This is a genomic window from Duganella sp. 1411, assembly GCF_017833525.1.
Lineage (GTDB): Bacteria > Pseudomonadota > Gammaproteobacteria > Burkholderiales > Burkholderiaceae_D > Rugamonas.
The window spans coordinates 1-22,171 of record NZ_JAFICD010000013.1 but is presented as its reverse complement, the minus strand read 5'-3'; the positions used below and the strand labels follow the sequence as shown (position 1 = coordinate 22,171).

19 protein-coding genes and 1 riboswitch are annotated in these 22,171 nt (G+C 65.5%); of the genes, 15 read left to right on the top strand and 4 right to left on the bottom strand.

Annotation, left to right across the window (positions count from 1 at the left end; translation table 11 throughout):
* Positions 1 to 240 precede the first annotated feature (240 nt).
* From cobT to JOD97_RS32285, 3 genes are read left to right on the top strand one after another with little or no spacing between them, the layout of a single operon-like run.
* Positions 241 to 1,275, top strand: coding sequence for a nicotinate-nucleotide--dimethylbenzimidazole phosphoribosyltransferase (gene cobT / locus JOD97_RS32295; protein WP_209726920.1), 1,035 nt, complete (start codon positions 241 to 243; stop codon positions 1,273 to 1,275).
* Between the two features lie 16 nt (positions 1,276 to 1,291).
* A complete protein-coding gene (locus JOD97_RS32290; RefSeq protein ID WP_209726919.1) occupies positions 1,292 to 2,074 on the top strand; it encodes an adenosylcobinamide-GDP ribazoletransferase in 783 nt (260 codons plus the stop codon).
* A gap of 3 nt (positions 2,075 to 2,077) precedes the next feature.
* Positions 2,078 to 2,620: a histidine phosphatase family protein gene (locus tag JOD97_RS32285; RefSeq protein ID WP_209726918.1), complete on the top strand. Its 543-nt coding sequence runs from the start codon at positions 2,078 to 2,080 to the stop codon at positions 2,618 to 2,620.
* Positions 2,621 to 2,639: 19 nt separating this feature from the next.
* Here the strand turns inward: JOD97_RS32285 and JOD97_RS32280 are convergent, their stop codons facing one another.
* Complete coding sequence (locus tag JOD97_RS32280; RefSeq protein ID WP_209726917.1) at positions 2,640 to 3,401, bottom strand: DUF6445 family protein; 762 nt, start codon at positions 3,399 to 3,401, stop codon at positions 2,640 to 2,642.
* Positions 3,402 to 3,523: 122 nt separating this feature from the next.
* Positions 3,524 to 3,743: riboswitch (cobalamin riboswitch) on the top strand.
* A gap of 94 nt (positions 3,744 to 3,837) precedes the next feature.
* Between JOD97_RS32280 and JOD97_RS32275 the strand changes: the two genes are divergently transcribed.
* The 12 genes from JOD97_RS32275 (at position 3,838) to JOD97_RS32220 (ending at position 16,764) form a co-directional block, all read left to right on the top strand.
* On the top strand, positions 3,838 to 5,721 hold the full coding sequence (locus JOD97_RS32275; RefSeq protein WP_209726916.1) for a TonB-dependent receptor domain-containing protein: 1,884 nt from the start codon (positions 3,838 to 3,840) through the stop codon (positions 5,719 to 5,721).
* A 210-nt stretch (positions 5,722 to 5,931) separates the two neighbouring features.
* On the top strand, positions 5,932 to 6,954 hold the full coding sequence (locus JOD97_RS32270) for an iron ABC transporter permease (protein ID WP_209726915.1): 1,023 nt from the start codon (positions 5,932 to 5,934) through the stop codon (positions 6,952 to 6,954).
* Position 6,955: 1 nt separating this feature from the next.
* Positions 6,956 to 7,729, top strand: a complete 774-nt coding sequence (locus JOD97_RS32265) for an ABC transporter ATP-binding protein (protein ID WP_209726914.1) — start codon at positions 6,956 to 6,958, stop codon at positions 7,727 to 7,729.
* Entirely contained in the window at positions 7,726 to 8,361 is a 636-nt protein-coding gene (gene cobO / locus JOD97_RS32260) for a cob(I)yrinic acid a,c-diamide adenosyltransferase (protein WP_209726913.1), read from the top strand. Before JOD97_RS32265 ends, cobO begins: the two co-directional genes overlap by 4 nt.
* Positions 8,361 to 9,665, top strand: a complete 1,305-nt coding sequence (locus JOD97_RS32255; protein WP_209726912.1) for a cobyrinate a,c-diamide synthase — start codon at positions 8,361 to 8,363, stop codon at positions 9,663 to 9,665. The genes cobO and JOD97_RS32255 overlap by 1 nt, the downstream gene beginning before the upstream one ends.
* Positions 9,662 to 10,210, top strand: a complete 549-nt coding sequence (cobU, locus tag JOD97_RS32250; RefSeq protein WP_209726911.1) for a bifunctional adenosylcobinamide kinase/adenosylcobinamide-phosphate guanylyltransferase — start codon at positions 9,662 to 9,664, stop codon at positions 10,208 to 10,210. Before JOD97_RS32255 ends, cobU begins: the two co-directional genes overlap by 4 nt.
* Before the next feature lie 2 nt (positions 10,211 to 10,212).
* Entirely contained in the window at positions 10,213 to 11,178 is a 966-nt protein-coding gene (gene cbiB / locus JOD97_RS32245; RefSeq protein ID WP_209726910.1) for an adenosylcobinamide-phosphate synthase CbiB, read from the top strand.
* Positions 11,171 to 12,151 (top strand): threonine-phosphate decarboxylase CobD, encoded by a 981-nt coding sequence (cobD, locus tag JOD97_RS32240; RefSeq protein ID WP_209726909.1) that lies wholly within the window; start codon positions 11,171 to 11,173, stop codon positions 12,149 to 12,151. Before cbiB ends, cobD begins: the two co-directional genes overlap by 8 nt.
* Before the next feature lie 24 nt (positions 12,152 to 12,175).
* A complete protein-coding gene (locus tag JOD97_RS32235) occupies positions 12,176 to 13,078 on the top strand; it encodes a cobalamin-binding protein (protein WP_209726908.1) in 903 nt (300 codons plus the stop codon).
* Positions 13,079 to 13,103: 25 nt separating this feature from the next.
* Complete coding sequence (locus JOD97_RS32230; protein WP_209726921.1) at positions 13,104 to 14,537, top strand: cobyric acid synthase; 1,434 nt, start codon at positions 13,104 to 13,106, stop codon at positions 14,535 to 14,537.
* Positions 14,534 to 15,190 carry a 5,6-dimethylbenzimidazole synthase gene (gene bluB / locus JOD97_RS32225; protein WP_209726907.1) on the top strand — a complete coding sequence of 219 codons (657 nt, stop codon included), beginning with the start codon at positions 14,534 to 14,536 and terminating at the stop codon, positions 15,188 to 15,190. The genes JOD97_RS32230 and bluB overlap by 4 nt, the downstream gene beginning before the upstream one ends.
* A 161-nt stretch (positions 15,191 to 15,351) precedes the next feature.
* Positions 15,352 to 16,764, top strand: a complete 1,413-nt coding sequence (locus JOD97_RS32220) for a DHA2 family efflux MFS transporter permease subunit (RefSeq protein WP_209726906.1) — start codon at positions 15,352 to 15,354, stop codon at positions 16,762 to 16,764.
* Here the strand turns inward: JOD97_RS32220 and JOD97_RS32215 are convergent.
* The 3 genes from JOD97_RS32215 to JOD97_RS32205 all read right to left on the bottom strand — a co-directional run bounded on the left by JOD97_RS32215 (position 16,748) and on the right by JOD97_RS32205 (position 21,831).
* A complete protein-coding gene (locus JOD97_RS32215) occupies positions 16,748 to 17,659 on the bottom strand; it encodes a phytanoyl-CoA dioxygenase family protein (RefSeq protein ID WP_209726905.1) in 912 nt (303 codons plus the stop codon). The genes JOD97_RS32220 and JOD97_RS32215 overlap by 17 nt on opposite strands.
* 67 nt (positions 17,660 to 17,726) lie before the next feature.
* Positions 17,727 to 19,739: a PEP-CTERM sorting domain-containing protein gene (locus tag JOD97_RS32210; RefSeq protein ID WP_209726904.1), complete on the bottom strand. Its 2,013-nt coding sequence runs from the start codon at positions 19,737 to 19,739 to the stop codon at positions 17,727 to 17,729.
* Positions 19,740 to 19,806: 67 nt separating this feature from the next.
* Entirely contained in the window at positions 19,807 to 21,831 is a 2,025-nt protein-coding gene (locus JOD97_RS32205; RefSeq protein ID WP_209726903.1) for an esterase-like activity of phytase family protein, read from the bottom strand.
* Between the last annotated feature and the right edge of the window lie 340 nt (positions 21,832 to 22,171).

The following is a 22,171-nucleotide window of genomic DNA, read 5'->3' as shown; positions in this document are numbered from 1 at the left end:
GTCCACACTTATCGACTGTTAATTTTTAAAGAACTTTGTTTGGTACTGCTTGCTGAAGAAGCGTTGTGTTCATCAGCGAAGAGGCAAGATTATGAAGCGTTTCGCACATCTCGTCAAGCTCTTCTTTTTCCCCGTTTCACTCTGCAACATGTGCGTCGTTCTGCGAGGGGGCGAACTATAGCAAAGGGCGCCGAGCCTGACAAGGGTAAAATAGCGGCTTCACCGATTTATAAGCAGGCCATGTTCACTCCAACTATCTCCCCTACTAATAACGAAGCCCTCGGCGCCCTGCTCGACCGGGCCATCAACAACAAGACCAAACCGCTGGGCAGCCTGGGAGTACTGGAATCACTGGCCAAACAAATCGGCCTTATACAGAACAGCCGGGAGGTCGCGCTGACGCAGCCGGCCATCCTCGTCTTCGCCGCCGACCACGGCATCGTCGCCGAAGGCATCTCGGCCTATCCGCAAGACGTGACCTGGCAAATGGTGGAGAACTTCCTCGCGCGCGGCGCGGCCATCAACGTCTTCGCCGAACAAAACAACTGCGAGCTGCGCGTCATCGACGCCGGCGTCAATCACGACTTCGGCCCGCGCGACGGCTTGACCGACCGCAAACTGGCCAACGGCACGCACAACTTCGCGCACGAACCGGCGATGACCCACGCCACCTGCGAGGCGGCGCTGGCCGCTGGCATGGTGCTGGCCGCGGAACTCGATGGCAATGTCGTCGGCTTCGGCGAAATGGGCATCGGTAACACCACCGCCGCCGCCGCGTTGATGCACAAGCTGACCGGCATCCCGGTCGCGCAATGCGTGGGCGCCGGCACCGGCCTTTCCGCCGAGGGCATCCTGCACAAGCAGCGCGTGATCGAAGCCGCCGTCGTCCGGCATGCCACCGCCATCGAACCGTTCGACGTGCTGGCCACCTTCGGCGGCCTGGAAATCGCCATGATGGCCGGCGCCATGTTGAAGGCGGCGGAGCTGCGCAAGGTGCTGCTGATCGACGGCTTCATCGTCACCAGCGCGTTGCTGGTCGCGGCCCGCCTGCAGCCGGCGATCCTCGACTACTGCGTCTTCGCCCACTGCTCGGACGAAAACGGCCACAAACAAATGCTGGCGGCGCTGGGCGCCAAGCCATTGCTCAATCTCGGCCTGCGCCTGGGCGAAGGCACCGGCTGCGCGCTGGCGCTGCCGCTGCTGCACGCGGCGGTCAACTTCCTGAACCAGATGGCCACGTTCGAATCGGCCCAGGTCAGCGAAAAGTCCGAGTAAGGACCAGGTAACCACAGTGCACCAGATCCGCCTTTTCTTCACCGCGCTGCAGTTTTTCACCCGCCTGCCGATCCCGCGCTGGGTCGGTTTCGATCCCGCGTGGCTGAATCAGGCGTCGCGCTACTTCCCGCTGGTCGGCGTGGTCGTCGCGCTGATCACCGGCGCGGTCTACGCCGCCGCCTACCATTACTTCCCTCCGGCGATCGCCGTCATCCTGTCGGTTGCCGCCGGCATTTACGTCACCGGCGCCTTCCACGAAGATGGCTTTGCCGACATGTGCGACGGTTTCGGCGGCGGCATGACGCAAGAGCGCGTGCTGGAGATCATGAAGGATTCGCGCATCGGCGCCTACGGCGCGATCGGCACGTTTTGCCTGCTGTTGCTCAAATGCGCGACATTGACGTACCTGCCGCCATCCGGCGTGCTGGCCGCGCTGCTGTTCGCGCATCCGATGTCGCGGCTGATGGCGGTCTCGCTGATCTGGCGGCTGGACTACGCGCGCGCCGAGGGCAAGGCCAAGCCACTGGCGCAAAAAATGCGCACCATGGAATTCGCCATCGCGGCCGTCACGGCCCTGCTGCCGGCGCTGGCGCTGATCTATCTGCAATGGCTGTCCTGGACGATGGTGGTCAGCGGTTGCGCCGTCGCGCTGGTGGCGACCATCTGGCTGGCACGGAAGTTCGTGCGCCGCATCGGCGGCTACACCGGCGATTGCCTGGGCGCCGTACAACAGGTGACCGAAATGATCTTCCACCTGTGCGTGCTCGCCGGCCTGCACACCAGCGCACAATTTTTCTGACCCATGCGGCTGATACTGGTACGTCATCCCCAACCGCTGGTTGATGCCGGCATCTGCTACGGCAGCACCGATCTCGAGGTCGCGCCCGCACAGCTGGAGCGCACCTTGGCGGCGCTGGCGCCGCAACTACCGGCGGGTTTGCCCGTGTATGCGAGCCCGCTGTCACGCTGCGCCGGCCTTGCCGCCCGCCTGTCCGATAGGCCGATCTTCGATGTCCGCCTGGTGGAGATGGACTTCGGCAGCTGGGAGATGCGCGCCTGGGACGACTTTCCCCGCGCCGACATCGACGCCTGGGCCGCCGACCTGACCAACTACCGGCCGGGCGGCGCCGAGAACGTGCTTGAAATGGCCACGCGCATCGCCGCTTTCCACGCCGACCTCCAGCGCCAGCTGGGTGACGACGGCGAGGCGATCATCGTTTGCCACGCCGGCGCCATGCGCCTGCTGTCCGCCCGCCACGCCGGCCTGGCGCCGCCGGAAATGGCGCTGCAAGCCGCCGGCGCGCCGCACCACATCGCCTACGGCGCCACGCTGGTCCTGGCGTAGACGTCCGCCGGATTCACACTCAGGTGGCGGCCATGCGCAGCTTAAAGAACGCGTTGACCGTGAGCCGTCCCCTGGCCGGGTCGTCGACCATTAACTCGGGCGCGGTGATATGCCCCGAGTGGAAAATCCCGCCGTTATAAAAAATCGCCCGGTTAAATCTGGGCTCGACGGTCAGCACCTTCTGAAAGTGCTCGTCCGACGAAATGGCGAATGTCGGCGGCGCGGCCGGGACCGGCGACTCGCCCGCCAGTTCCATGCGCTTCAATTCACGCAGCAGCGCGTCGATTTCACGGGGCGATACCTTGGGCTTGAAAAAACTGGTGCCGCCGAGCCGTTCGTCCTTGAACAGATACAGCACCATGGCGCCGACGCCTTCCATCTCGTCCAAATCGTAGGAATCGCGATGCGGCATGCGCTGGCCCGGGAACAGCTGCTCGGGACGCCGTGTCACCAGCGACAGGCGGCTGGCCACACCGAGCACGCGGCGCGCCTTGAGCGGCGTCCGCGCATGCAGCAGAAACGCTTCCTGCACGCCGGCGACGAAACGCCCCGTCAACGGCAATTCGGGGCCGGGATAATAATTGTCGGCCGAATCGAGGAACCGCCCGCGCTGGAGCGCCGCATACTCCACCATCGTCTCCGGCTCGGTCATGAAATTATCGACGATGACGCACTGGTGGCCGTCGAAAAGCGGCACCATCGTAACGATTGGATGCGGGTTGACCATCGGGCGCAGCGCCACGGGAGCTGGCGACGGCGCTGCGGGGTGGGATACGAACATGGGGACTCCGACGGCGACGGGTGAGCATTTTTACAAGATGGCTGTAATAATAACGAAAAACGCGCCGCTTTTCCGCCGTACGTGAATTATTTTTCGCTACTTATGAAGTCATACGGCAAAGCCGTATAATGACCGGCTTTGGTGCCCGCGCGTCTGTCCGGACGCGCAGTTAAACGGGAAACACGAAGCCGCCCGTCGGCCCACGTGTGCTGCCCCCGCAACGGTAAGCAAGTGTCGCGCGGCGCGCGACAAACCAGCTCTGACAACCACTGTGCTGCGCATGGGAAGGTGAGATGGTCTAACTTGCCAGCCCGGATACCGGCCAAAGCAGGTGGAAGTGAGCGAACGGGATGTGCGCGCATCTCTCGGTTCACCGCTTCTGTTCAATCTGGCCCACGGGGAAGTAGGCCGGTTGCTCCTAACAGAAAAATAAATCATGTCCTCACCTATCTCCCGCCTGGCATCGCGCCCGGCGGCACTGACCTCGCTGGCGCTGTCCATGGCCGCCGCTTTCTCGCACACCAGCGCTCTCGCCGACGTCGCGGCCGCCGATACCGTCGTGGTGACAGCCACCCGCACGCCGCAACCGCTGGCGGACGTCATCAGCGACACCGTCACCATCAAGGCCGAACAGATCGCCGAAGCCGGCGCCGGCTCCGTGGTGGACCTGCTCAAGCGCCAGCGCGGCATCGAAGTCACGCGCAACGGCGGCGCCGGCAGCTCGTCCAACGTCTACATCCGTGGCGCCAACAGCAACCAGAGCGTGGTGCTGGTCGACGGCGTGCGTATCGGCTCGTCCACCACCGGCGCCGCCAACTGGAGCGCCATTCCGCTGACCGCCATCGACCATATCGAAATCGTCTACGGCCCACTGAGCTCCCTGTACGGAGCCGACGCCATCGGCGGCGTGATCCAGATCTTCACCAAACAAGGCAAGGGCGCGCCGGCGGTGACGGCCTTCACCGGCTACGGCAGCGACAAGACGCGCGAAGCCGATGTCACGGTATCGGGCGCCACCGGCGGTGAGCACAGCTTCGGCTACGCGGTCAGCGCCGGCAAGGAAAAATCGGACGGCTTCTCGACGGCGCGTCCGGGCCTGTCCTCGTACAATCCAGACGACGACGGCTACGACAAGGAAAACGTCTCCGGTCAATTCAGCCTGCAACTGGCCAAGGGCTACGAAGCCGGCGCGCTTTTCATGCACAGCAAGCTCGATTCGCAATACGACAATGGCCTGTCGGCCTACGACGTCCGCAGCAAAAACACCATCGACACCGCGAGCGTCTACGCCAAGGCGAAGCTGCTGCCGGTCTGGGACAGCCTTTTGCAGTACTCCCAGACCAAGGACAAGGGCGAAAACTACACCAACGCCAGCGCCAGCGGCTACGCGCGCGTCAACACCAAGCAAAGCTTCATCACCTGGCAAAACGACGTGCGCATCGGCGCCGACGTGCTGCAGCTGCTGTATGAACACCGCAAGGAGGAAGTGCAAACCAACGGCTTCGACCTGCGTGATCCCGAGCGCACCACCAACTCTTACGCGGCGTCTTACAACGCCCGTCGCGGCGCCAATTTGCTGAGCGCGAGCGTCCGCCGCGACAACACGGTTTACGGTTCGCAGAATACCGGTTCGCTGGGCTATGGCTACAACTTCACGCAGGCGCTGCGCGCCACCGCCAGCTACGGCAGCAGCTTCCGCGCGCCGACCTACAACGAGTTGTACTTCCCTGGCTACGGCAATCCGGCCAACAAGCCGGAAAAAGGACGCAACGCCGAAATCGGCCTGCGCTACGACGACGGCGTCAACGCGCTGAGCGCCAGCTACTACCGCAACCGCCTGACGGACATGCTCGTTAACATCAAGCCATGCCCGTTCGGCCGCAACGGTTATCCAAACGGCTGCGCGTACAACGTCAACCGCGCGATGCTGGAAGGGATCACGCTGTCGGCCGCCACCAGGCTGGCCGGCATCAACCTCGCCGCCAACCTCGATCTGCAAGACCCTAAGGATGAAACCACCGGCAAGCGCCTGATGCGCCGCGCCAAAAAGCATGGCAACCTGACCGCCGATTATGGCATCGGCGCGCTCAAGGCCGGCGCGGAGCTGGAGGTATCGGGCGACCGCTACGACGAAGCGGCCAATAGTAATCGCCTGGGTGGCTACGGGCTGGTGAATCTGTACGCGACCTACGCCTTCGCGCGCGACTGGTCGGCGCTGGTCCGCTGGAACAACATCGGCGACAAGCGCTACGATCTGGCGCGTAACTACGCCACGCCGGGTTCCAACGTGTTTGCCGGTATCCGCTACGGTTATAAATAGATCGATACCGGGAGGATTGCCGCCGGCGGCTCACAAATGGCGGATTACGCGGTTCCCGCTAATCCGCCCTACGTGTCTCCCGTGTCAGTCACCGTGTCAGTCACCGTGTCGCTCTCTCGTTTCGGTCTCTCGTTTCGGTCTTGGCATAAGTCTTATTTAAGCTTGTAATATTGTAATCTGCCAGTGCTCTCCACTTTCTGAAAGTAGTGCATGCATTCTTTCTCACGCAATCTGCAACAGCGCGCCGCCGTCACCCTGACCGGCCTGGCCCTGTTCGCGTTTGCCAGCCTGATTTTCTCGGGCATGACCGGTTCGGTCGCTGTTCCCCTTTCCGATATCCCCGCGGCGCTCAACGATCTGCTGCACGGCCAGGCCACGACCTTGTCCGCCACCCTGCTCGACCTGCGCCTTGGCCGCGCCATCACCGCTTTCGTCACCGGCGCCGCGCTGTCGCTGGCCGGCGTCATGATGCAGGCGCTGTTGCGCAACCCGCTGGCCGATCCCTATGTCCTGGGCATCTCCTCCGGCGCCTCGGTCGGCGCGCTGGCCGCGCTGATGTTCATGTGCGCCGCCTGGATGGTCGATGCCGCCGCCTTCGCCGGCGCGGTCGCGGTCTCGATGATGCTCTACATGCTGGCGCGGCGCGACCTGCGCGGCGGCGACGCGGCCGAAGGCGGCACCGCCCTGCTGCTGCTGACCGGCGTGATACTGTCGGCGGCCTGCATGGCGCTGGTCACACTGATGCTGTCGATCGCACCGGAAGGCCGTCTGCGCACCATGATTTTCTGGATGATCGGCGACCTGGCCGGCGCGCCCTCGCGCTGGATGCCCTGGGTGGTGCTGGCCGTGGCGCTGCTCTTCGCGCTGCGCAACGCGCGCGCCATGAACGTGATGGCGCTGCACGCCGAAGCCGCCGCCACGCTGGGCATCCGCGTCGGCGCGCTGCGCAAAGGCCTGTTCTTCACCTCCGGCCTGCTGACCGCCAGCGCGGTGACCAGCGCCGGCAGCATCGGCTTCGTCGGGCTGATCGTGCCGCACGCTTGCCGCTTCGCCGTCGGTCCCGACCACCGGCTGCTGATCCCGGCGGCCACGCTGGCCGGCGGCACCTACCTGCTGCTGGCCGATACGCTGGCCCGCACCGTCATCGCTCCGCAGCAGCTGCCGGTGGGCGTGGTCACGGCCTTGATCGGCGCGCCGGTGTTCCTGTACCAGCTGCATCGGCTGCGCAAATAATATGATCGGCACCCACCACCTCTCCCTGAAAATCGGCCAGCGCCAGCTGATCGCGGACCTGAACTGGCTTGTCCAGGACGGCGAATGCTGGAGCGTCATCGGCCGCAACGGCGCAGGCAAGAGCACCTTGCTGCGCACCCTGGCCGGCCTGCGCGCGCCGGACGGCGGCCACGTTGCCATCGGCGGGCGCGCGCTGAAAGACTGGCCGCTGGCCGAACTGGCGCGCCAGCGCGCCTTCCTGGCGCAAAACCGCAGCGACGCCTTTGCCTACACGGTGATCGAAACCGTGCTCTCGGCGCGCCACCCCTATCACGACAACCGCTACTGGGAGGGCGGCGAGGACCAGGCCATCGCCATGAAGGCGCTGGAGGAGATGGAGGTGGCCGACCTGGCCGCGCGCGACGTGCGCACGCTGTCCGGCGGCGAACGCCAGCGCGTGGCCATCGCCGCCATGCTGGCGCAGGACACGCCGCTGCTGCTGCTCGACGAACCTGCCAACGCGCTCGATCTGGCGCACCAGGTCGGGGTCATGAAGCTGCTGTCGCGGTTGTGCCGCGACCAGGGCAAGACCGCCGTCATGATCGGCCATGACCTGACCTTGGCGCATAGCGTCTCCACCCACGCGCTGCTGCTGATGGGCGACGGCCGCTGGCTGGCCGGCACCACCGCCGACGTGATGCGGGCCGACATCCTGAGCGATTACCTGGGCCACCCGATCGACGTCGTCCAGCACGGCAAACGCAGCATCTTCATCCCCACCGAGGACAACGAATGACCGACCAAGACAAAGACATCACGGCCGAAACAGCGGCGCTGAACGAGCGCCATCGCGTGCGCATGGAACGCAAGAAGGCGATCATCGACGCGCAGATCGCCGCCGCCGACAAACAGATCGGCGTCATCATCGTCAACACCGGCAACGGCAAGGGCAAAAGCTCGAGCGGTTTCGGCATGGTGATCCGCGCCCTCGGCCACGGCATGAAGGTCGGCGTGGTGCAGTTCATCAAAGGCGCGATGCAGACCGGCGAAGAACACTTCCTGCGCCGCTTCCCGGACGAGGTGAGCTTCCACACGATGGGCGAAGGCTATACCTGGGAGACGCAAAACCGCGAGCGCGACACCGAAAAAGCGCTGCTGGCGTGGGAGCAGGCCAAGAAGTTCCTGGCCGATCCCGCGATCGGTCTGGTGGTGTTCGACGAACTCAATATCGCGCTGAAGTACCGTTACCTGGACGTGGAAATGGTGATCAACGACCTGCTGGCGCGCCCGCCGATGCAGCACGTCGTCATCACCGGGCGCGGCGCGCCGCCGGAGCTGATCGCCATCGCCGACACCGTGACCGAGATGGAAGTCGTCAAGCACGCCTTCAAGGCCGGCATCGGCGCGCAACTCGGGACCGAGTGGTAATGGCGACGAAGGCGCCAGTCAAGGCGCTGCTGGTCGCCGCCGTGGCCTCGGGCCAGGGCAAGACCACGGTGACGGCAGCCCTGGCGCGTAAGCTGGTCCGGTCGGGCAAGCGCGTGCGCGTATTTAAATGTGGTCCGGATTTCATCGACCCGATGCTGCTGGAACGCGCCAGCGGCGCGCCGGTGCGCACGCTCGATCTGTGGATGGTCGGCCCCGAGCAGTGCCGCGGCCAGCTGGCGCACGCCGCCGCAGAGGCGGATGTGATCCTGATCGAGGGCGTCATGGGTCTGTACGACGGCACGCCGTCGTCGGCCGACCTGGCGCGCGAGTTCGGCGTGCCGGTGATGGCGGTGATCGACGCCTCCTCGATGGCGCAAACGGCCGGCGCGCTGGTCCACGGCCTGCGCGACTACGGACCGGTCGACATGGCCGGCGTGATCGCCAACCGCGTCGCCAGCGACAACCACGCCAAAATGGTGGCGGCGTCGCTGCGCGATATTCCGCTGTTCGGCACCATGCCGCGCCAGACAAGGTCGCTGCCGGAACGCCATCTCGGGCTGGTGCTGCCGGGGGAAGTAAACGATATCGACCAATTGCTCGACGCGTTGGCCGACCAGTTGGTGTTCGACGAAGCCGCGTGGGACCAACTGCGCGCGATCGACATCGCCACCCCGCCGGCGGCCCCCGAGACCATGCCGGCGCTGGCGGGAAAAACCATCGCCATCGCGCGCGATCCTGCGTTCATGTTCCTCTACCCGGCCAACCTCGATACCCTGCGCGCCTTGGGCGCGACGCTGACGTTCTTCTCGCCACTGGCCGACGAGGCGGTGCCGGACGGCGCCGACGCGGTCTATCTGCCCGGCGGCTACCCGGAACTGCACGCCGAGGCCTTGTCGCGGGCGCACGCCTGGCGCTCGTCGATCCGCGCCGTCCACGCTGCCGGCACCCCCATCGTCGCCGAATGCGGCGGGATGATGGCCTTGGCCGATACGCTGGCCGACCAATCCGGCGCGACCTGGCCGATGGCCGGCCTACTGACCGGCACTGTGGCAATGCAGCCACGCCTGGCCGGTCTCGGCCCCCAGGGGCTCCCCACGGAACAGGGCATCCTGCGCGGCCACACGTTCCATTACTCCAAATTGGCGACAACGCTGCAGCCGGCGGCGCATACTATTAAACATCCCTCCGCAATACCAGGGGAAGCCTGGTATCGCGCAGGATCGCTCACCGCTTCGTATTTTCACGCTTACTTCCCATCCAACCCGGCGGCAACGGCCGCCCTGTTTTTAAGGAGTCCGGTATGACACGTACACTCGTTCTGGGGGGCGCGCGCTCCGGTAAAAGCGCTTACGCCGAACGCCTGGCCATCGAATCAGGCAAGGAAGTCGTCTACATCGCCACCGCCACCGCCGGCGACGCCGAAATGTCCGCCCGCATCGCCCACCACCGCGCCAGCCGGCCCGGCGAATGGACCACCGTCGAAGAACCGCTGGCCCTCGGTAACCAGCTGTTGCGCTGGTCGTCCCCGGACCGCCTGATCATGGTCGATTGCCTGACGCTCTGGCTCAGCAACCTGCTATTCAGCGGCGGCGAACAATACCCGGAGGTCGGCGAAATCACCCTGCCGGCGCTGTTCCACGAGCAGCAGGACATGCTGGCCAGTGCGCTGATCAAATGCGCCAGCGACGTGGTGCTGGTGTCGAACGAGGTGGGACTGGGCATCATGCCGGTGGGCGCCATCTCGCGCTGCTTCCTCGACGAGCAAGGGCGTTTGAATCAATCGGTGGCGGCGATTTGCGACCGCGCGGTGTTTGTCGCCGCCGGCCTGCCGCTGATATTAAAAGGATAACCGTGCTGTCAGGGTTGAGCTTTTACGCCGTCTCGGTGTTGATGGTGGCCGGCGTGCTGCTGGACTTTTTACTGGGCGAGGCGCGCCGCTGGCATCCGCTGGTCGGCTTCGGCAATCTGGCGATCGCGCTGGAGCGCCGCCTCAATCGCGGCAACCGTCGCTTCGCGCGCGGCGTGCTGGCCTGGACGCTGGCGGTGCTGCCGTTGACGGCCGCCGCCGCGCTGCTGGTGTGGCTGGCCGCTCCGCTGGGCGCCTGGCTGGCGTTCGCGCTGCATGCCGTCATGCTTTACTTCGCCCTTGGCCTGCGCAGCCTGCGCGACCATAACCTGCCGATCGCCGAAGCGCTGGCGCGCGACGATCTGCCCGACGCCCGCCTGCTGACGGCGCGCATCGTCAGCCGCGACACCACCAGCGCCAGCGAAATCGAACTGACCAAGGCCAGCGCGGAATCGCTGCTTGAAAACGGCAACGACGCCGTTTTCGGCACGCTGTTCTGGTTTATCGTCGCCGGCGGTCCCGGCGCCGTCATGTTCCGCATGGCGAACACGCTTGACGCCATGTGGGGCTATCGGACCGAACGCCTGCGCCAATTCGGCTGCGCCGCCGCGCGCCTCGACGACGCGCTCAATTATGTGCCGGCGCGCCTGACCGCCCTGTCGTACGTGCTGCTGGCGCCGGGATTGCAAGGCAAACGGCGTGCCTGGCGTTGCTGGCGCGCGCAGGCGCCCGCGTGGAGCAGTCCCAACGCCGGTCCGGTCATGGCCAGCGGCGCCGGCGCGCTCGGCGTGCAGCTGGGTGGTGCCGCCATCTACGACGGCGAGGTCGAACACCGTCCGCCGCTCGGACAAGGCGAGCCAGCCACCGGCGCCGATATCGGCCGCGCGTGGCTGCTCGTGGTGCGCACCACCGCGCTGTGGCTATCCTGCGCGCTGATGGCCGCCTTTATCCTGGAGTTCGCACATGCTTGAACACGGAGGCAACCTGCGCGACGCGGCGCTGCGCTTCGGCCGCGACGACTGGCTCGATCTGTCGACCGGCATCAATCCGCGCTGGTATCCGGCGCCGCCGCTGCCGGACAACGCCTGGCATCGTCTGCCGGAAGCCGATCCCGAACTGGCGCGCGCGGCCCAAGCCTACTACGGCGCCCCATTGATGCTGCCGGTGGCCGGCACGCAGGCGGCGATTCAAGCGCTGCCCCGGCTACGCAAGCCATCGCGCGTGGCCGTCACCGCGCCGTCGTACGCGGAACACGCGCATCATTGGAACGACCACGGTCACACGCTGACCGAAACGCCGTACGATGAACTGGATGCGGCGGTCGACGCCAGCGACGTCGTCGTCATCGTCAATCCCAACAATCCCACCGGCGCCACGGTGCCGGCGGCGCAACTGCTGCGATGGGCCGAACGGCTGTCCGCGCGCGGCGGCTGGCTGGTTGTCGACGAGGCGTTCGGCGACACGTCGCAGCACAACAGCGTCGCCGCCCACACCGACAGACCGGGCCTGGTCGTACTGCGCTCGGTCGGCAAATTCTTCGGCCTGGCCGGTATCCGCCTCGGCTTCGTCGCCGCGCACCCCGACCTGCTGCGCGGGCTGGCCGACCTGCTCGGCCCCTGGACCATCAGCGGCCCGGCGCAGCACATCGCCATCGCCGCCCTGCGCGACAAACAATGGCAAGCGGCCACGCGCGAGCAGCTCGATGCCGGCGGCGAACACCTGCGCCAACTGCTGGCCGCGCACGGCATCGCATCGAACGGCCCGCCGCTGTTCCAGTGGTGGAGCGAGGCGCGGCCGGAGGAATTCTGGCGACACATGGCGGAACGCGGCATCTGGGTGCGGTTGTTCACGCACGCGGCGCGCGGCATCCGCCTCGGGCTGCCGCCCGATGAAGCGGGATGGCGACGCCTGCAGGCGGCATTAACCGAATGGACCAAGGCGTGACGACTAACCAATGAAGACCAACCAATGAAAACGAACCAACTCGCGGCGACGCTTTGCCTGTGCACGGCCGCTGTCACCGCCGCTGTTTCCCCCTCTTCCGCCAGCGCCGCCATCAGCGTGCGCGACGACGACGGCAACGTGATCACGTTGCAAAAGCCCGCCCAGCGCATCATCGCCATGGCGCCGCATGTGACGGAACTGCTGTATGCGGCCGGCGGCGGCGACAAGATCGTCGGCGCCGTCACCTTCAGCGACTTCCCCGAGGCAGCGAAAAAGCTGCCGCGCATCGGCACCAACCGCCAGATCGACATGGAACGGGTGATCGCCATGAAGCCCGACCTGATCGTGGCCTGGATGCACGGCAGCTCCGAGCGCCAGATCGAGACCTTGCGCCAACTGGGCATTCCGATCTTCCACAGCGAGCCGGTGAAACTGGACGGCATTGCCGACAGCCTGCTGCGCCTGGGGCAGTTGATGGGCACCGAGAGCGTCGCGCAGCCCGCCGCCGCCGACATCCGCAAGCAGTTCGCGGCGCTGGCCAAGCAGTATTCGAACCGGCCACCGGTGCGCATGTTCTACCAGGTGTGGGACAAGCCGTTGTACACGCTCAATGGCGCGTCCATCGTCAGCGACGCCATGCGCCTGTGCGGCGGCGTCAACATCTTCGCCGACCTCAAAACGACGGCGCCCGTCGTCAGCATGGAAGCGGTGCTGCAGGCCGACCCGGAAGCGATCTTCGGCACCGCCGAGAAGGATTACGGCGGCGTCGCGCTGTGGAAGCCTTACACCACGATGAAGGCGGTCCGCAACGACAACCTGTTCACGCTGGACGGCGAGCTGCTGAACCGCGCCGGCCCGCGCATGGTCGCCGGCACCGCGGCGTTGTGCGAGAAACTCGAACTGGCGCGCCAGCACAGGAAGAATTAAGGTGGCGTTTCCGTATTCGACCCTGATGGTGCAAGGCACCACCTCCGACGCCGGCAAAAGCACTGTGGTCGCGGCCCTGTGCCGCCTGCTCAAGCGCCAGGGCGTGCGGGTGGTGCCGTTCAAGCCGCAGAACATGGCGCTCAACAGCGCGGTGACGGCCGACGGCGGCGAGATCGGCCGCGCCCAGGCGCTGCAAGCGATCGCCGCCGGCCTGGCGCCGCACACGGACATGAACCCGGTGCTGCTCAAGCCATCGAGCGACATCGGCGCGCAGGTCGTCATCCATGGCAAGGTGCGCGCCGAGATGAACGCGCGCGACTACCACCAGTACAAAACCGTGGCCATGCAGGCGGTGCTGGAATCGCACGCGCGCCTGCTGACGCAATACGACAGCGTGATCGTCGAAGGCGCCGGCAGTCCGGCGGAGATCAACCTGCGCGACCGCGACATCGCCAACATGGGCTTCGCCGAAAAGGTCGATTGCCCGGTGGTGCTGGTGGCGGACATCGATCGTGGCGGCGTGTTCGCGCACATCGTCGGCACCTTGTCCTGCCTGTCGGAGAGCGAACGTGCGCGCACCATCGGCTTCGTCATCAACCGCTTCCGCGGCGACATCAAGCTGCTGCAGCCGGGCCTTCAATGGCTGGAACAGCAGACCGGCAAGCCGGTGCTGGCCGTGCTGCCGTATCTGCACGGCCTGTTCCTCGACGCCGAGGACGCGGTGCAACCGGTGCAGGCGTCCAAGGGCGCGTTCCGCGTGGTGGTGCCCAGCCTTCCGCGCATGAGCAACCACACCGACTTCGACGCGCTGCGCGCCCATCCCGACGTCGACCTGCGTTTCGTGCGCCAGGGTGAACCCATCCCCACGGCGGACCTGATCATCCTCCCCGGCAGCAAGAACACGCGCGGCGATCTCGACTGGCTGCGCGCGCAAGGCTGGCCGAAGGAGATCGCCCGCCACCTGCGCTACGGCGGCAAGGTCATCGGCGTGTGCGGCGGCTTCCAGATGCTGGGACACGGCGTCACCGATCCCCTCGGCGTCGAGGGCAAAGCCGGCGAATCGGCGGCCCTCGGCCTGCTCGACATGGTCACCGAAATGACGACGGATAAGCGGCTGGTGCAAGTGCGCGGCACCTGCGCATTCGACGCCGATGGCGCCACCGTGGCCGGCTATGAAATCCACATGGGCACCTCGACCGGCGCCGCGCTGGAATCGCCCGCCTTCCTGATCGACGGCCGGCCGGAAGGCGCGCGCTCGGCGGACGACCAGATACTGGGCACCTATCTGCATGGTCTGTTCGACACGCCCGAAGCCTGCGGCGCGCTGCTGCGCTGGGCCGGCCTGCATTCGGACCACACGGTCGATACCTCGGCGTTGCGCGAAGCGAGCCTGGATCGCATCGCCGACGCCACCCAACCGCTGCTCGACGCCCTGGTCGCGCTGAGGAAGGCACCATGAATCCACATGCTTTTTCCGACGCCGAGATCGAAGGCGTGTACCGCGCGATACGCGAGCGGCGCGACGTGCGCCACTTCAAACCTGGACCGCTGGAGGATGGCCAGTTACGGCGCTTCATCGGCGCGGCCCATAACGGGCCAAGCGTCGGCCTGATGCAGCCGTGGCGCTTCATCCGCATCGCCAGCGCGGAGCTGCGCGCGCAGATCCACCAGCACGTGAACGAGGAGCGCATCAAGACCGCCGAGGCGCTGGGCCAGCGCGCCGAGGAATTCATGCGCCTGAAAGTGGAAGGCATACTGACCTGCGCCGAGGTGCTGGTGGTCGGTTTGATCGACAAGCGCGAAAACTACGTGTTCGGCCGCCGCACCATGCCGGAGATGGATCTGGCGTCGGCCTCCTGCGCGCTGCAGAATTTCTGGCTGGCCGCGCGGGCCGAAGGCATCGGCGCGGGCTGGGTGTCGATGTTCGATCCGCTGCGGTTGAGGGAGATTTGCGGCATGCCGGAGGGTAGCCAGCCGATCGCGGTGCTGTGCGTGGGGCAGGTGGAGCAGTTCTACACGGCGCCGATGCTGGAACTGGAACGCTGGGACCAGCGCCGTCCGCTGAGCGAAATCATGTTCGAGGACCGCTGGGATAATCCAGGAGGCACGTAGGGCGGATTAGCGCAGCGTAATCCGCCATGCATGCGTATCGGCGGCTCATCGAGTGGCGGATTACGGCGTCCCGCCTAATCCGCCCTACGTGTTCACACAGCGATGCACCATACACTCTGGCCTAATGACCATCCCTTGTCTTTTATGTGACAATTGAAGACATGAATAATTCCGCCGCCAAGCGCTATCTGCCGTGGGTCGTCGCCACCGCCCTGTTGATGGAACAATTGGACTCGACCATCGTCAACACGGCGATTCCGAGCATGGCGGTCAGCCTGCAGGTCACGCCCCTTAGCCTGAAGGCGGTCGTTACCAGCTACATCCTCAGTCTCGCGGTGGCGATCCCGATCAGCGGCTGGATGGCCGACCGCTTCGGCACGCGCCGCGTTTTCATGTCGGCGGTGGCGATTTTCACGCTGGCGTCGGTGCTGTGCGGACTGTCGGTCAATTCGCCGATGCTGGTGGCGGCGCGGCTGCTGCAAGGCCTGGGCGCGGCGATGATGATGCCGGTCGGGCGCCTGACCATTATCCGCACCTTCCCCAAAGCCGAGCTGCTGGCGGCGATGAACTTCGTGATCATCCCGGCCCTGATCGGCCCCCTGCTCGGCCCCACCGTCGGAGGCCTGATCGTGCACTGGCTGACGTGGCGCGACATCTTCTTCGTCAACGTGCCAGTCGGCCTGGCGGCCATCTACCTGGCCCACCGCTACATGCCGGACTATCACGGCGACAGCGTGCGGCCGCTGGACCTGATCGGCCTTGTCCTCTTCGGCACCGGCGTGGCATTGCTGTCATGGCTGCTCGAGATTTTCGGCGAACACAAACTGGACGCGACGTCGGCGACGGTTCTGCTGCTGATCGCCTGCAGCCTGCTGGCGGCCTACGTGTGGCACGCGCGGGATGCCAAGTTCCCCCTGCTGCGGCTAGCGCTGTTCAAGATCCGCACCTTCCGCGTGTCGGTGGCGGGCGGCTTCATCACGCGCATCGGCGTGGGCGGCCTGCCGTTCCTGCTACCGCTGCTGTACCAGTTGGGCCTCGGCCTGCCGGCGTGGCAATCGGGCCTGCTGATGATGCCGTCGGCCGCCGCCGCGATGGGCATGAAGTTCATCTCGGTGCGCGTGCTGGCCAGATTCGGCTACCGCCAGGTGCTCACCGTGAACACGCTGCTGATCGGGCTGACCATCGGCCTGTTCTCGCTGGTCCACCAGGGTACGCCGCTGTACGTCATCGTCATGATCAGCCTTTGCATGGGCTTTTTCAATTCGCTGCAGTTCTCCAGCATGAACAGCATCGCTTTCGCGGACGTCGACAGCGCCGATTCGAGCATGGCCAGCACCATCTCCAGTTCGATGCAGCAGCTGTCGGTGAGCTTCGGCCTGGCCGCCGGTTCGCTGATCACCGGCTGGTTCCTCGGCGACCTGCCGCAGTCGAACCGCCTGGCGCTGACGTCGGCGCTGCATTACGCCTTCATCACCCTGGCGGCGCTGACGATGCTGTCGTCGCTGACATTCTGGTCGCTGCGCAAGGAGGATGGCGAGAGCATCAGCCGCGGCGCGGCTAGCCGCGCGGCTTGACGATCAGGCGGTTCACGTAAGGATCGAGCACCAGCGGGCCCTGATAGACCTCCGGCGAGTACCGGTAAGCGTAGCTGGGCAGCAGCGAGTACTGTATCTGCAGCATCAGGCGCGGATGCCGGGCCGGCGCCGTGCCTTTGTGGATGCCGGCGGTGTCGACCGCGAAGCAGAAACCGCGTGAGCCGAGCGCCGTTAACAACTTCTCCGAGCCGTAGGCGCTGGAGATTTCAGTGTCCGAGTAAAACCGCAGGCGCATCGGGGCCCGCGTCAGATGGCTGCCAGACAGGTAGACGTGCGGCCCGGCGTCGACATCGACATCGGTCAGATAGACCAGCACTTTCAGATAGCGCCAATCCTCCGAGTCACGGTGAAACGCCTGCAGCGCGCTGCGATGTCCCTCCACCGGAAACGACCAGCGCAGCCCGAGCGCGGAGATGGTCGGCTTGCAGTCCATGTACCGGGCGGCCAGGCCGAGCAGCGGCGGACTGTTGGCCAGCGCCAGGATGTGCGGACAGTCGACGACGTCGCGCAGATGATAGTCGGCCACGCGCACCCCGGCGGGCACCTGCGTGACCGTGAAGGCTTCACGCACGCGATCACGGTCGATCAGGCGCTTGTCCTGCAGATGGGCGCGGATCTCGTCGCACTGCGCGGCACTGAGCAAGTTTCCCAGCGGCGCATAACCGCTAGCGCTCAGGTCCGCCAAGGCGCCCATCTCCAACGCGGAATTACCGTACAAGTCCTGTCCCGATCCCTGCCGCCCGCGCACGGCGCCGCTCAGCGCACGGATCACCAGGCGGCGCAATGCGGGACGCGTGACAATGCGTTGACTGTAATACAACAGGCTGTGCAGGGGGGCGAAGCGCCGGCCGGGGGTGAGTTGCGCATATTCCATAGGGAAATTCCTTCCAGGTTCATCCTGAGAAGGTAGCAACCACTGGCCCCATGCGTTTTGATATCCGCTAAACCCCTGCTTGACGCCGGCGGACAACCGCGCCGATCAGCCCCAGGCCGGCCAGCAGCATGGCGTAGGTGGATGCCTCCGGCACGGCGGCGGTCACGTCGGTATAGGCACCGTCGAAGCGGAACACCGCCCGCTGGCCATTGATGCTGGTCAAGCCGATCAGCGCCAGGAAGTTGCCGTCGGTCGAATAATCACCCAGCAGCCGGAAGGCATACGCGCCTGCGGCGGCCTCGGTGAACGACAGCGTCTTGCCACTCACGACCGCGCCCAGGCCGTTGAACGTCAGCGAGGAAGCGCCCAGCCGCACGGAGGCGTCGTCAAGCAGGGACAGGCTGGCGAAGGTCTGTCCAGCCGCGCCGGCGTTGGTCAAGCGCAAGGCGCCGCCGTTCAAAATCAGCTGGCTGCCGGCGGCGATGCGGTTGGCGCCGTCCAGGATCAGCGTGCCGCCGGTCAGCATCGTGGCGCCGGAGTAGGTGCTCACACCGGACAGGGTGGTGTCGCCGCTGTTGAATTCGACACTGTTGAAGTTGGAAATCGACCCGGCGTAGGCGAAGTTGCCGGCGGCTTGCACCACCATCGCGTTGGTGCCGCCGACGCCGCCGTTGATGCCGCCGGTGATGTTGCCGCCGGTGATGGTCAGGCTGTTGTTGCCGCCGCCCATTTCGATCGCCTTGCCGCTGCTGGCGCCGTTGATGTTGCCGCCGTTGACGATGACGGTGTTGTCGGCGCCGGTCTTGATCGCGGCGTTGACCGTGCCGCCGCCCTGGATGGTGGCGCCGGCGTTGTTGAAGATGGTGACGGTATGACTGCTGGCGGCGCCCACGGCGACGATCGCCGAATCGCTCTGGCCGCGTATCAGGCCGCCCGCCTGGTTGGTGATCGTCGCGTTGCCGTACAGGCCTTCGCGGGTTCCGTTGCTCAGGTCGTTGCCCGCCAGCGTGATGCCGCGGCCGACCGCATTGGTGTTGCCCGCCGAAACCAGTCCCTCGATCGTGCCCGAGTTGGTGATGGCGCCGCCGCCGAAGCTGACGCCCTCGCTGTAGGCCAGACCGTCGGCCGGCGCGCTGAAGGCGCTGACCGAGCGAATGATGCCGGTGTTGGTGATGGTGGCCAGGCCGTCCACATCCAGGCCGTCGCCGTCGCCGGTGATGCCGTGGCCGATGATGCTGCCATGGTTGATGATGTTGGCGGTCTGGTTTTTATTGAAACCGTCCAGATTGACGCCCGAGCCGTTGTTGCCGCGAACCACGCCGCCGGCCAGGTTGGTCAGGTCGATGACGAAGCTGGCGCCGGCGTTGTCCTGGCCGCCCGTGACGCCGTGGCGCGCGCCTTCGATCAGGCCGGTCGCGCCATTGAGAATCTTGACGCCGGAGTTGCTCTGGACATCGACGCCGTCGCTGCTGGCGCCGCTGGCCGTCAGCGAGCGGATGGTGCCGTTGTTATTGACGACGCCGTTGACGCCGGCACGCACCGCGTCAGCCTCGCTCGCCTGCAGCAGGCCGCCGCCAAAGTTGTTGACGACGTTAGCGCCGCTGGTGATGGAGCTGAAGTCGACCGCCTGGGCGCCGCCGGCGCTGGCGTTGAGCGAGATCATCGAACCGTAGTTGTTCAGGGTGACGCTGGCGTTGGCCTTGGCCATCTGGATCACGTCGGCGTCGGCGGTCTGCATCAAGGCCGACGCGTTGCCGGCGCTACCGTTGATGATGACCAGGCCGGTTGCGCCCGTGTTGTCGCGGATCGCGCGGCCGCTGCCGGTCTGCCGGATCGCGCCTTGATTGTTGAGCGTGGCGTTGTTGCCGGTGATAGTCACCGCCACCGCGCCGCCGCCGACGGTCAGCGACCCGCTGGTGGTCACGGTGCCGGTGTCGCCCTTGCCCAAGGTGCGGACCGTGCCGCTGGCGTCGCCGATGGTGAAGTCGGCGGCGAAGGCCGCTTGCATGGTCAACGGCAACGTCGCCGCGACCAGCAGGGCTTGAATGGCGGAGGAAGCTTTCGGCAAGGTGATCTGCATGATTTGTCCCGGATATTATGTAAGCAAACTTTTAATATCCCATAAAATCATGACAAGATCGTGACCATTAGAATGTTGTCAGCGCCTTGGCGAACTTGATCAGCCACAGCCGGCTTGGACGTTCGCGGTCGTCGCCCCGTGCTACGCGCACGGTGTTGGCCGCGTTGCAGCCGGCCGCCGCGCTGATGACGATGACGCCGTTCGCGTCGACGTTGCATTTGGTGATATCGGCATCATCGATCGCCACGCCGGCCGCGTTGTAGACTTTGGTTTTCAGGCCGAAGTCGTTGTCGTTGACCAGCGCGAGCGTGTTGCCGTCGACGATGGTCAAGCCCTCCGCCTTCTCCGCCAGCCAGCCAGCCGCGTTCAGATCGAGCAACTGGGTTTTCTTCAGCGTCACCACCGATTTCCAGTCGGCGCCGTTGACGGCCGCGCCGTTCATGCTGCTTTTTTCCAGATCCGACGTCGTCGCGTTGTAGGCGGCCGCCGCGATATCGGTCGCCGCGCCGATCTCCACCAGCATCAGCTTGTTGAACACCTTGCCGCCCGGCGCGGCGCCCTGCTCGATCACGATGAACTTGCCGTTGCCCAGCGCGACCATGTCGCCCAGCTTGGCGTTGCCGGTGCGGCCATCCTGATAATCGGCGGCATTGAGCGGATAGGCGTACATCTTGCCGGAAGTGCCGCTGGTCGGATCGAATTCCACCCAGCGGGTAAAGCGCGCGTAGCGTTCGACCGCCTCGCTCTTGCCGGTGACCGAATACGGCGCGCTGCCGTCGGTGAGCGGACTTTGCAGGAAGGCGTGCAGCTTGTCGGTGCTCGGGTCCAGCGCCATGCCTTCCATGCCGCGATTGGCGCGGCGCTTGAGGAAGATGTCCGGCAGGCCGCTGCCGGGCGCGTATTTATTGAGGATGACGCCGGTGGCCGGATCGATCTTGACGATGAACGGGCCGTATTCGTCCGACACCCACAGCACGTTGCGTTTCTTGTCGACGACGATCGCCTCGGAATCGATGCCGCCGGCGTTGAACGTGGCTTTGCTGGTGGCGTCGTATTTCATCGCGTCCATCACCGGCAGCTCGGCCGAATTGCCGACCGAACCCGGCGCCACCGGCAGTCCGGAGGCGTTGACGGCGGCCGAGACTTTGATCGGCGTGGACGAGGTCAACACGGCGCCGCTCTTGCCGACGGTGATCACGCCGAACGCGGGCGTAAAACTGGGCGACGGGAAGATCTTGCTGCCGGTGACGCCGGTGCCGCTTAACGAGGGCAGATTCGGACCGTCGCCGTTGGGGCCGCGGTCGGTGAGGCCGTAGAACTCCAGCTCGCCATTGGCATTGACGCCTTTGAAGGCGATCGACGAGCCGTAGGATGGCAAGAAGCCGAGCGGGAAGTCTTCCTTGACCTTGGCGTTGGCGCCCTCGTAAGGGATGTAGAAATTGTTGGCCGCCTGGATCTGGTAGCGGGTCACGCTCACGGCGACGTCGCCGAGCGCCGTCTTTTGCGTGAACGACTCGTTGACCGGGTTGCCGACTTTGGAGGCCAGCGTATCTTCGAAGTGCTCGCGCACCAGGGCACGGCGGCTGTCATCGACGGTGCGGGCCGCGTACTTGGCGCCGGCGGCCTTCAGGTTATCGGTCATGGAGGTATTGAAGGTGGTGGCGGACGCGCTGAAGTCGGCGGCTTTGGAGGCCAGCGCGGTCTTCACGTCGGCGGCGATCTTGATGCCGTTCGACGGATCGCTGTCTTCATCCAGCAGCTGCAGGGCCAGCAAGCGATTGATCACTTTGACGTCCTTGATGTCGGTGACGCCAGCCAGTTGCAGCGGCGTGATGGTGGCCGCGCACGGTGCGCTGCCAAGGGCAATGCCGCCGATGCTGAAGGTGACGGTGTCGCCAGCGTAACACGTGAACTCGCCTTTGGCTGTCGTGCTGGCTTTGGCGGCGGTGCCGGCCACGTAATCCAGGTTTTCCACCGCGCCATCGAGGAACACGCCGGTCATCGACGTGCGCGCCGGCGCCGCGTTGTCGCTACCACCGCAGCCGGCCAGGACGGAGAATACAGCAAGCGACAACAGGGAAAGATTTTTCATGCTAGCGGGCCTCGAATTGAAAAAGAGGCAAGTCTAGCGAGGGCATGTGACAACGGTATGACCAGCCCCACCCCGCAAAGAATGTTGCGTCGCATAGGGCCGCGTATGGGGTCGTACCCCGTACGGGGTACGACCCCGGTTGGCGGTGCGGGTTAGAACGCAAAAAAGCCCCGACCAGGTGAGGCGAGAGGCAATGCCTCGCGTCGAACGGAAGGGGCTTGGACGCAAAAAAGCCCACCAGGATCACCTGGTGGGCTTCTTCTTATAACTAGCCTGACGATAACCTACTTTCACACTGGTTGCAGCACTATCATCGGCGCAGAGTTGTTTCACGGTCCTG

Excerpts from the sequence above, each read along its gene's own strand:
- JOD97_RS32220 (WP_209726906.1), top strand. The coding sequence starts at position 15,352 with ATGAATAATTCCGCCGCCAAGCGCTATCTGCCGTGGGTCGTCGCCACC.
- JOD97_RS32205 (WP_209726903.1), bottom strand. The coding sequence starts at position 21,831 with ATGAAAAATCTTTCCCTGTTGTCGCTTGCTGTATTCTCCGTCCTGGCC.
- cobD (WP_209726909.1), top strand. The coding sequence starts at position 11,171 with ATGCTTGAACACGGAGGCAACCTGCGCGACGCGGCGCTGCGCTTCGGC.
- bluB (WP_209726907.1), top strand. The coding sequence starts at position 14,534 with ATGAATCCACATGCTTTTTCCGACGCCGAGATCGAAGGCGTGTACCGC.
- cobO (WP_209726913.1), top strand. The coding sequence starts at position 7,726 with ATGACCGACCAAGACAAAGACATCACGGCCGAAACAGCGGCGCTGAAC.
- JOD97_RS32210 (WP_209726904.1), bottom strand. The coding sequence starts at position 19,739 with ATGCAGATCACCTTGCCGAAAGCTTCCTCCGCCATTCAAGCCCTGCTG.
- JOD97_RS32280 (WP_209726917.1), bottom strand. The coding sequence starts at position 3,401 with ATGTTCGTATCCCACCCCGCAGCGCCGTCGCCAGCTCCCGTGGCGCTG.
- cobT (WP_209726920.1), top strand. The coding sequence starts at position 241 with ATGTTCACTCCAACTATCTCCCCTACTAATAACGAAGCCCTCGGCGCC.
- JOD97_RS32235 (WP_209726908.1), top strand. The coding sequence starts at position 12,176 with ATGAAAACGAACCAACTCGCGGCGACGCTTTGCCTGTGCACGGCCGCT.
- JOD97_RS32270 (WP_209726915.1), top strand. The coding sequence starts at position 5,932 with ATGCATTCTTTCTCACGCAATCTGCAACAGCGCGCCGCCGTCACCCTG.
- JOD97_RS32255 (WP_209726912.1), top strand. The coding sequence starts at position 8,361 with ATGGCGACGAAGGCGCCAGTCAAGGCGCTGCTGGTCGCCGCCGTGGCC.
- JOD97_RS32285 (WP_209726918.1), top strand. The coding sequence starts at position 2,078 with ATGCGGCTGATACTGGTACGTCATCCCCAACCGCTGGTTGATGCCGGC.
- cobU (WP_209726911.1), top strand. The coding sequence starts at position 9,662 with ATGACACGTACACTCGTTCTGGGGGGCGCGCGCTCCGGTAAAAGCGCT.
- JOD97_RS32230 (WP_209726921.1), top strand. The coding sequence starts at position 13,104 with ATGGTGCAAGGCACCACCTCCGACGCCGGCAAAAGCACTGTGGTCGCG.
- JOD97_RS32275 (WP_209726916.1), top strand. The coding sequence starts at position 3,838 with ATGTCCTCACCTATCTCCCGCCTGGCATCGCGCCCGGCGGCACTGACC.
- JOD97_RS32265 (WP_209726914.1), top strand. The coding sequence starts at position 6,956 with ATGATCGGCACCCACCACCTCTCCCTGAAAATCGGCCAGCGCCAGCTG.
- JOD97_RS32215 (WP_209726905.1), bottom strand. The coding sequence starts at position 17,659 with ATGGAATATGCGCAACTCACCCCCGGCCGGCGCTTCGCCCCCCTGCAC.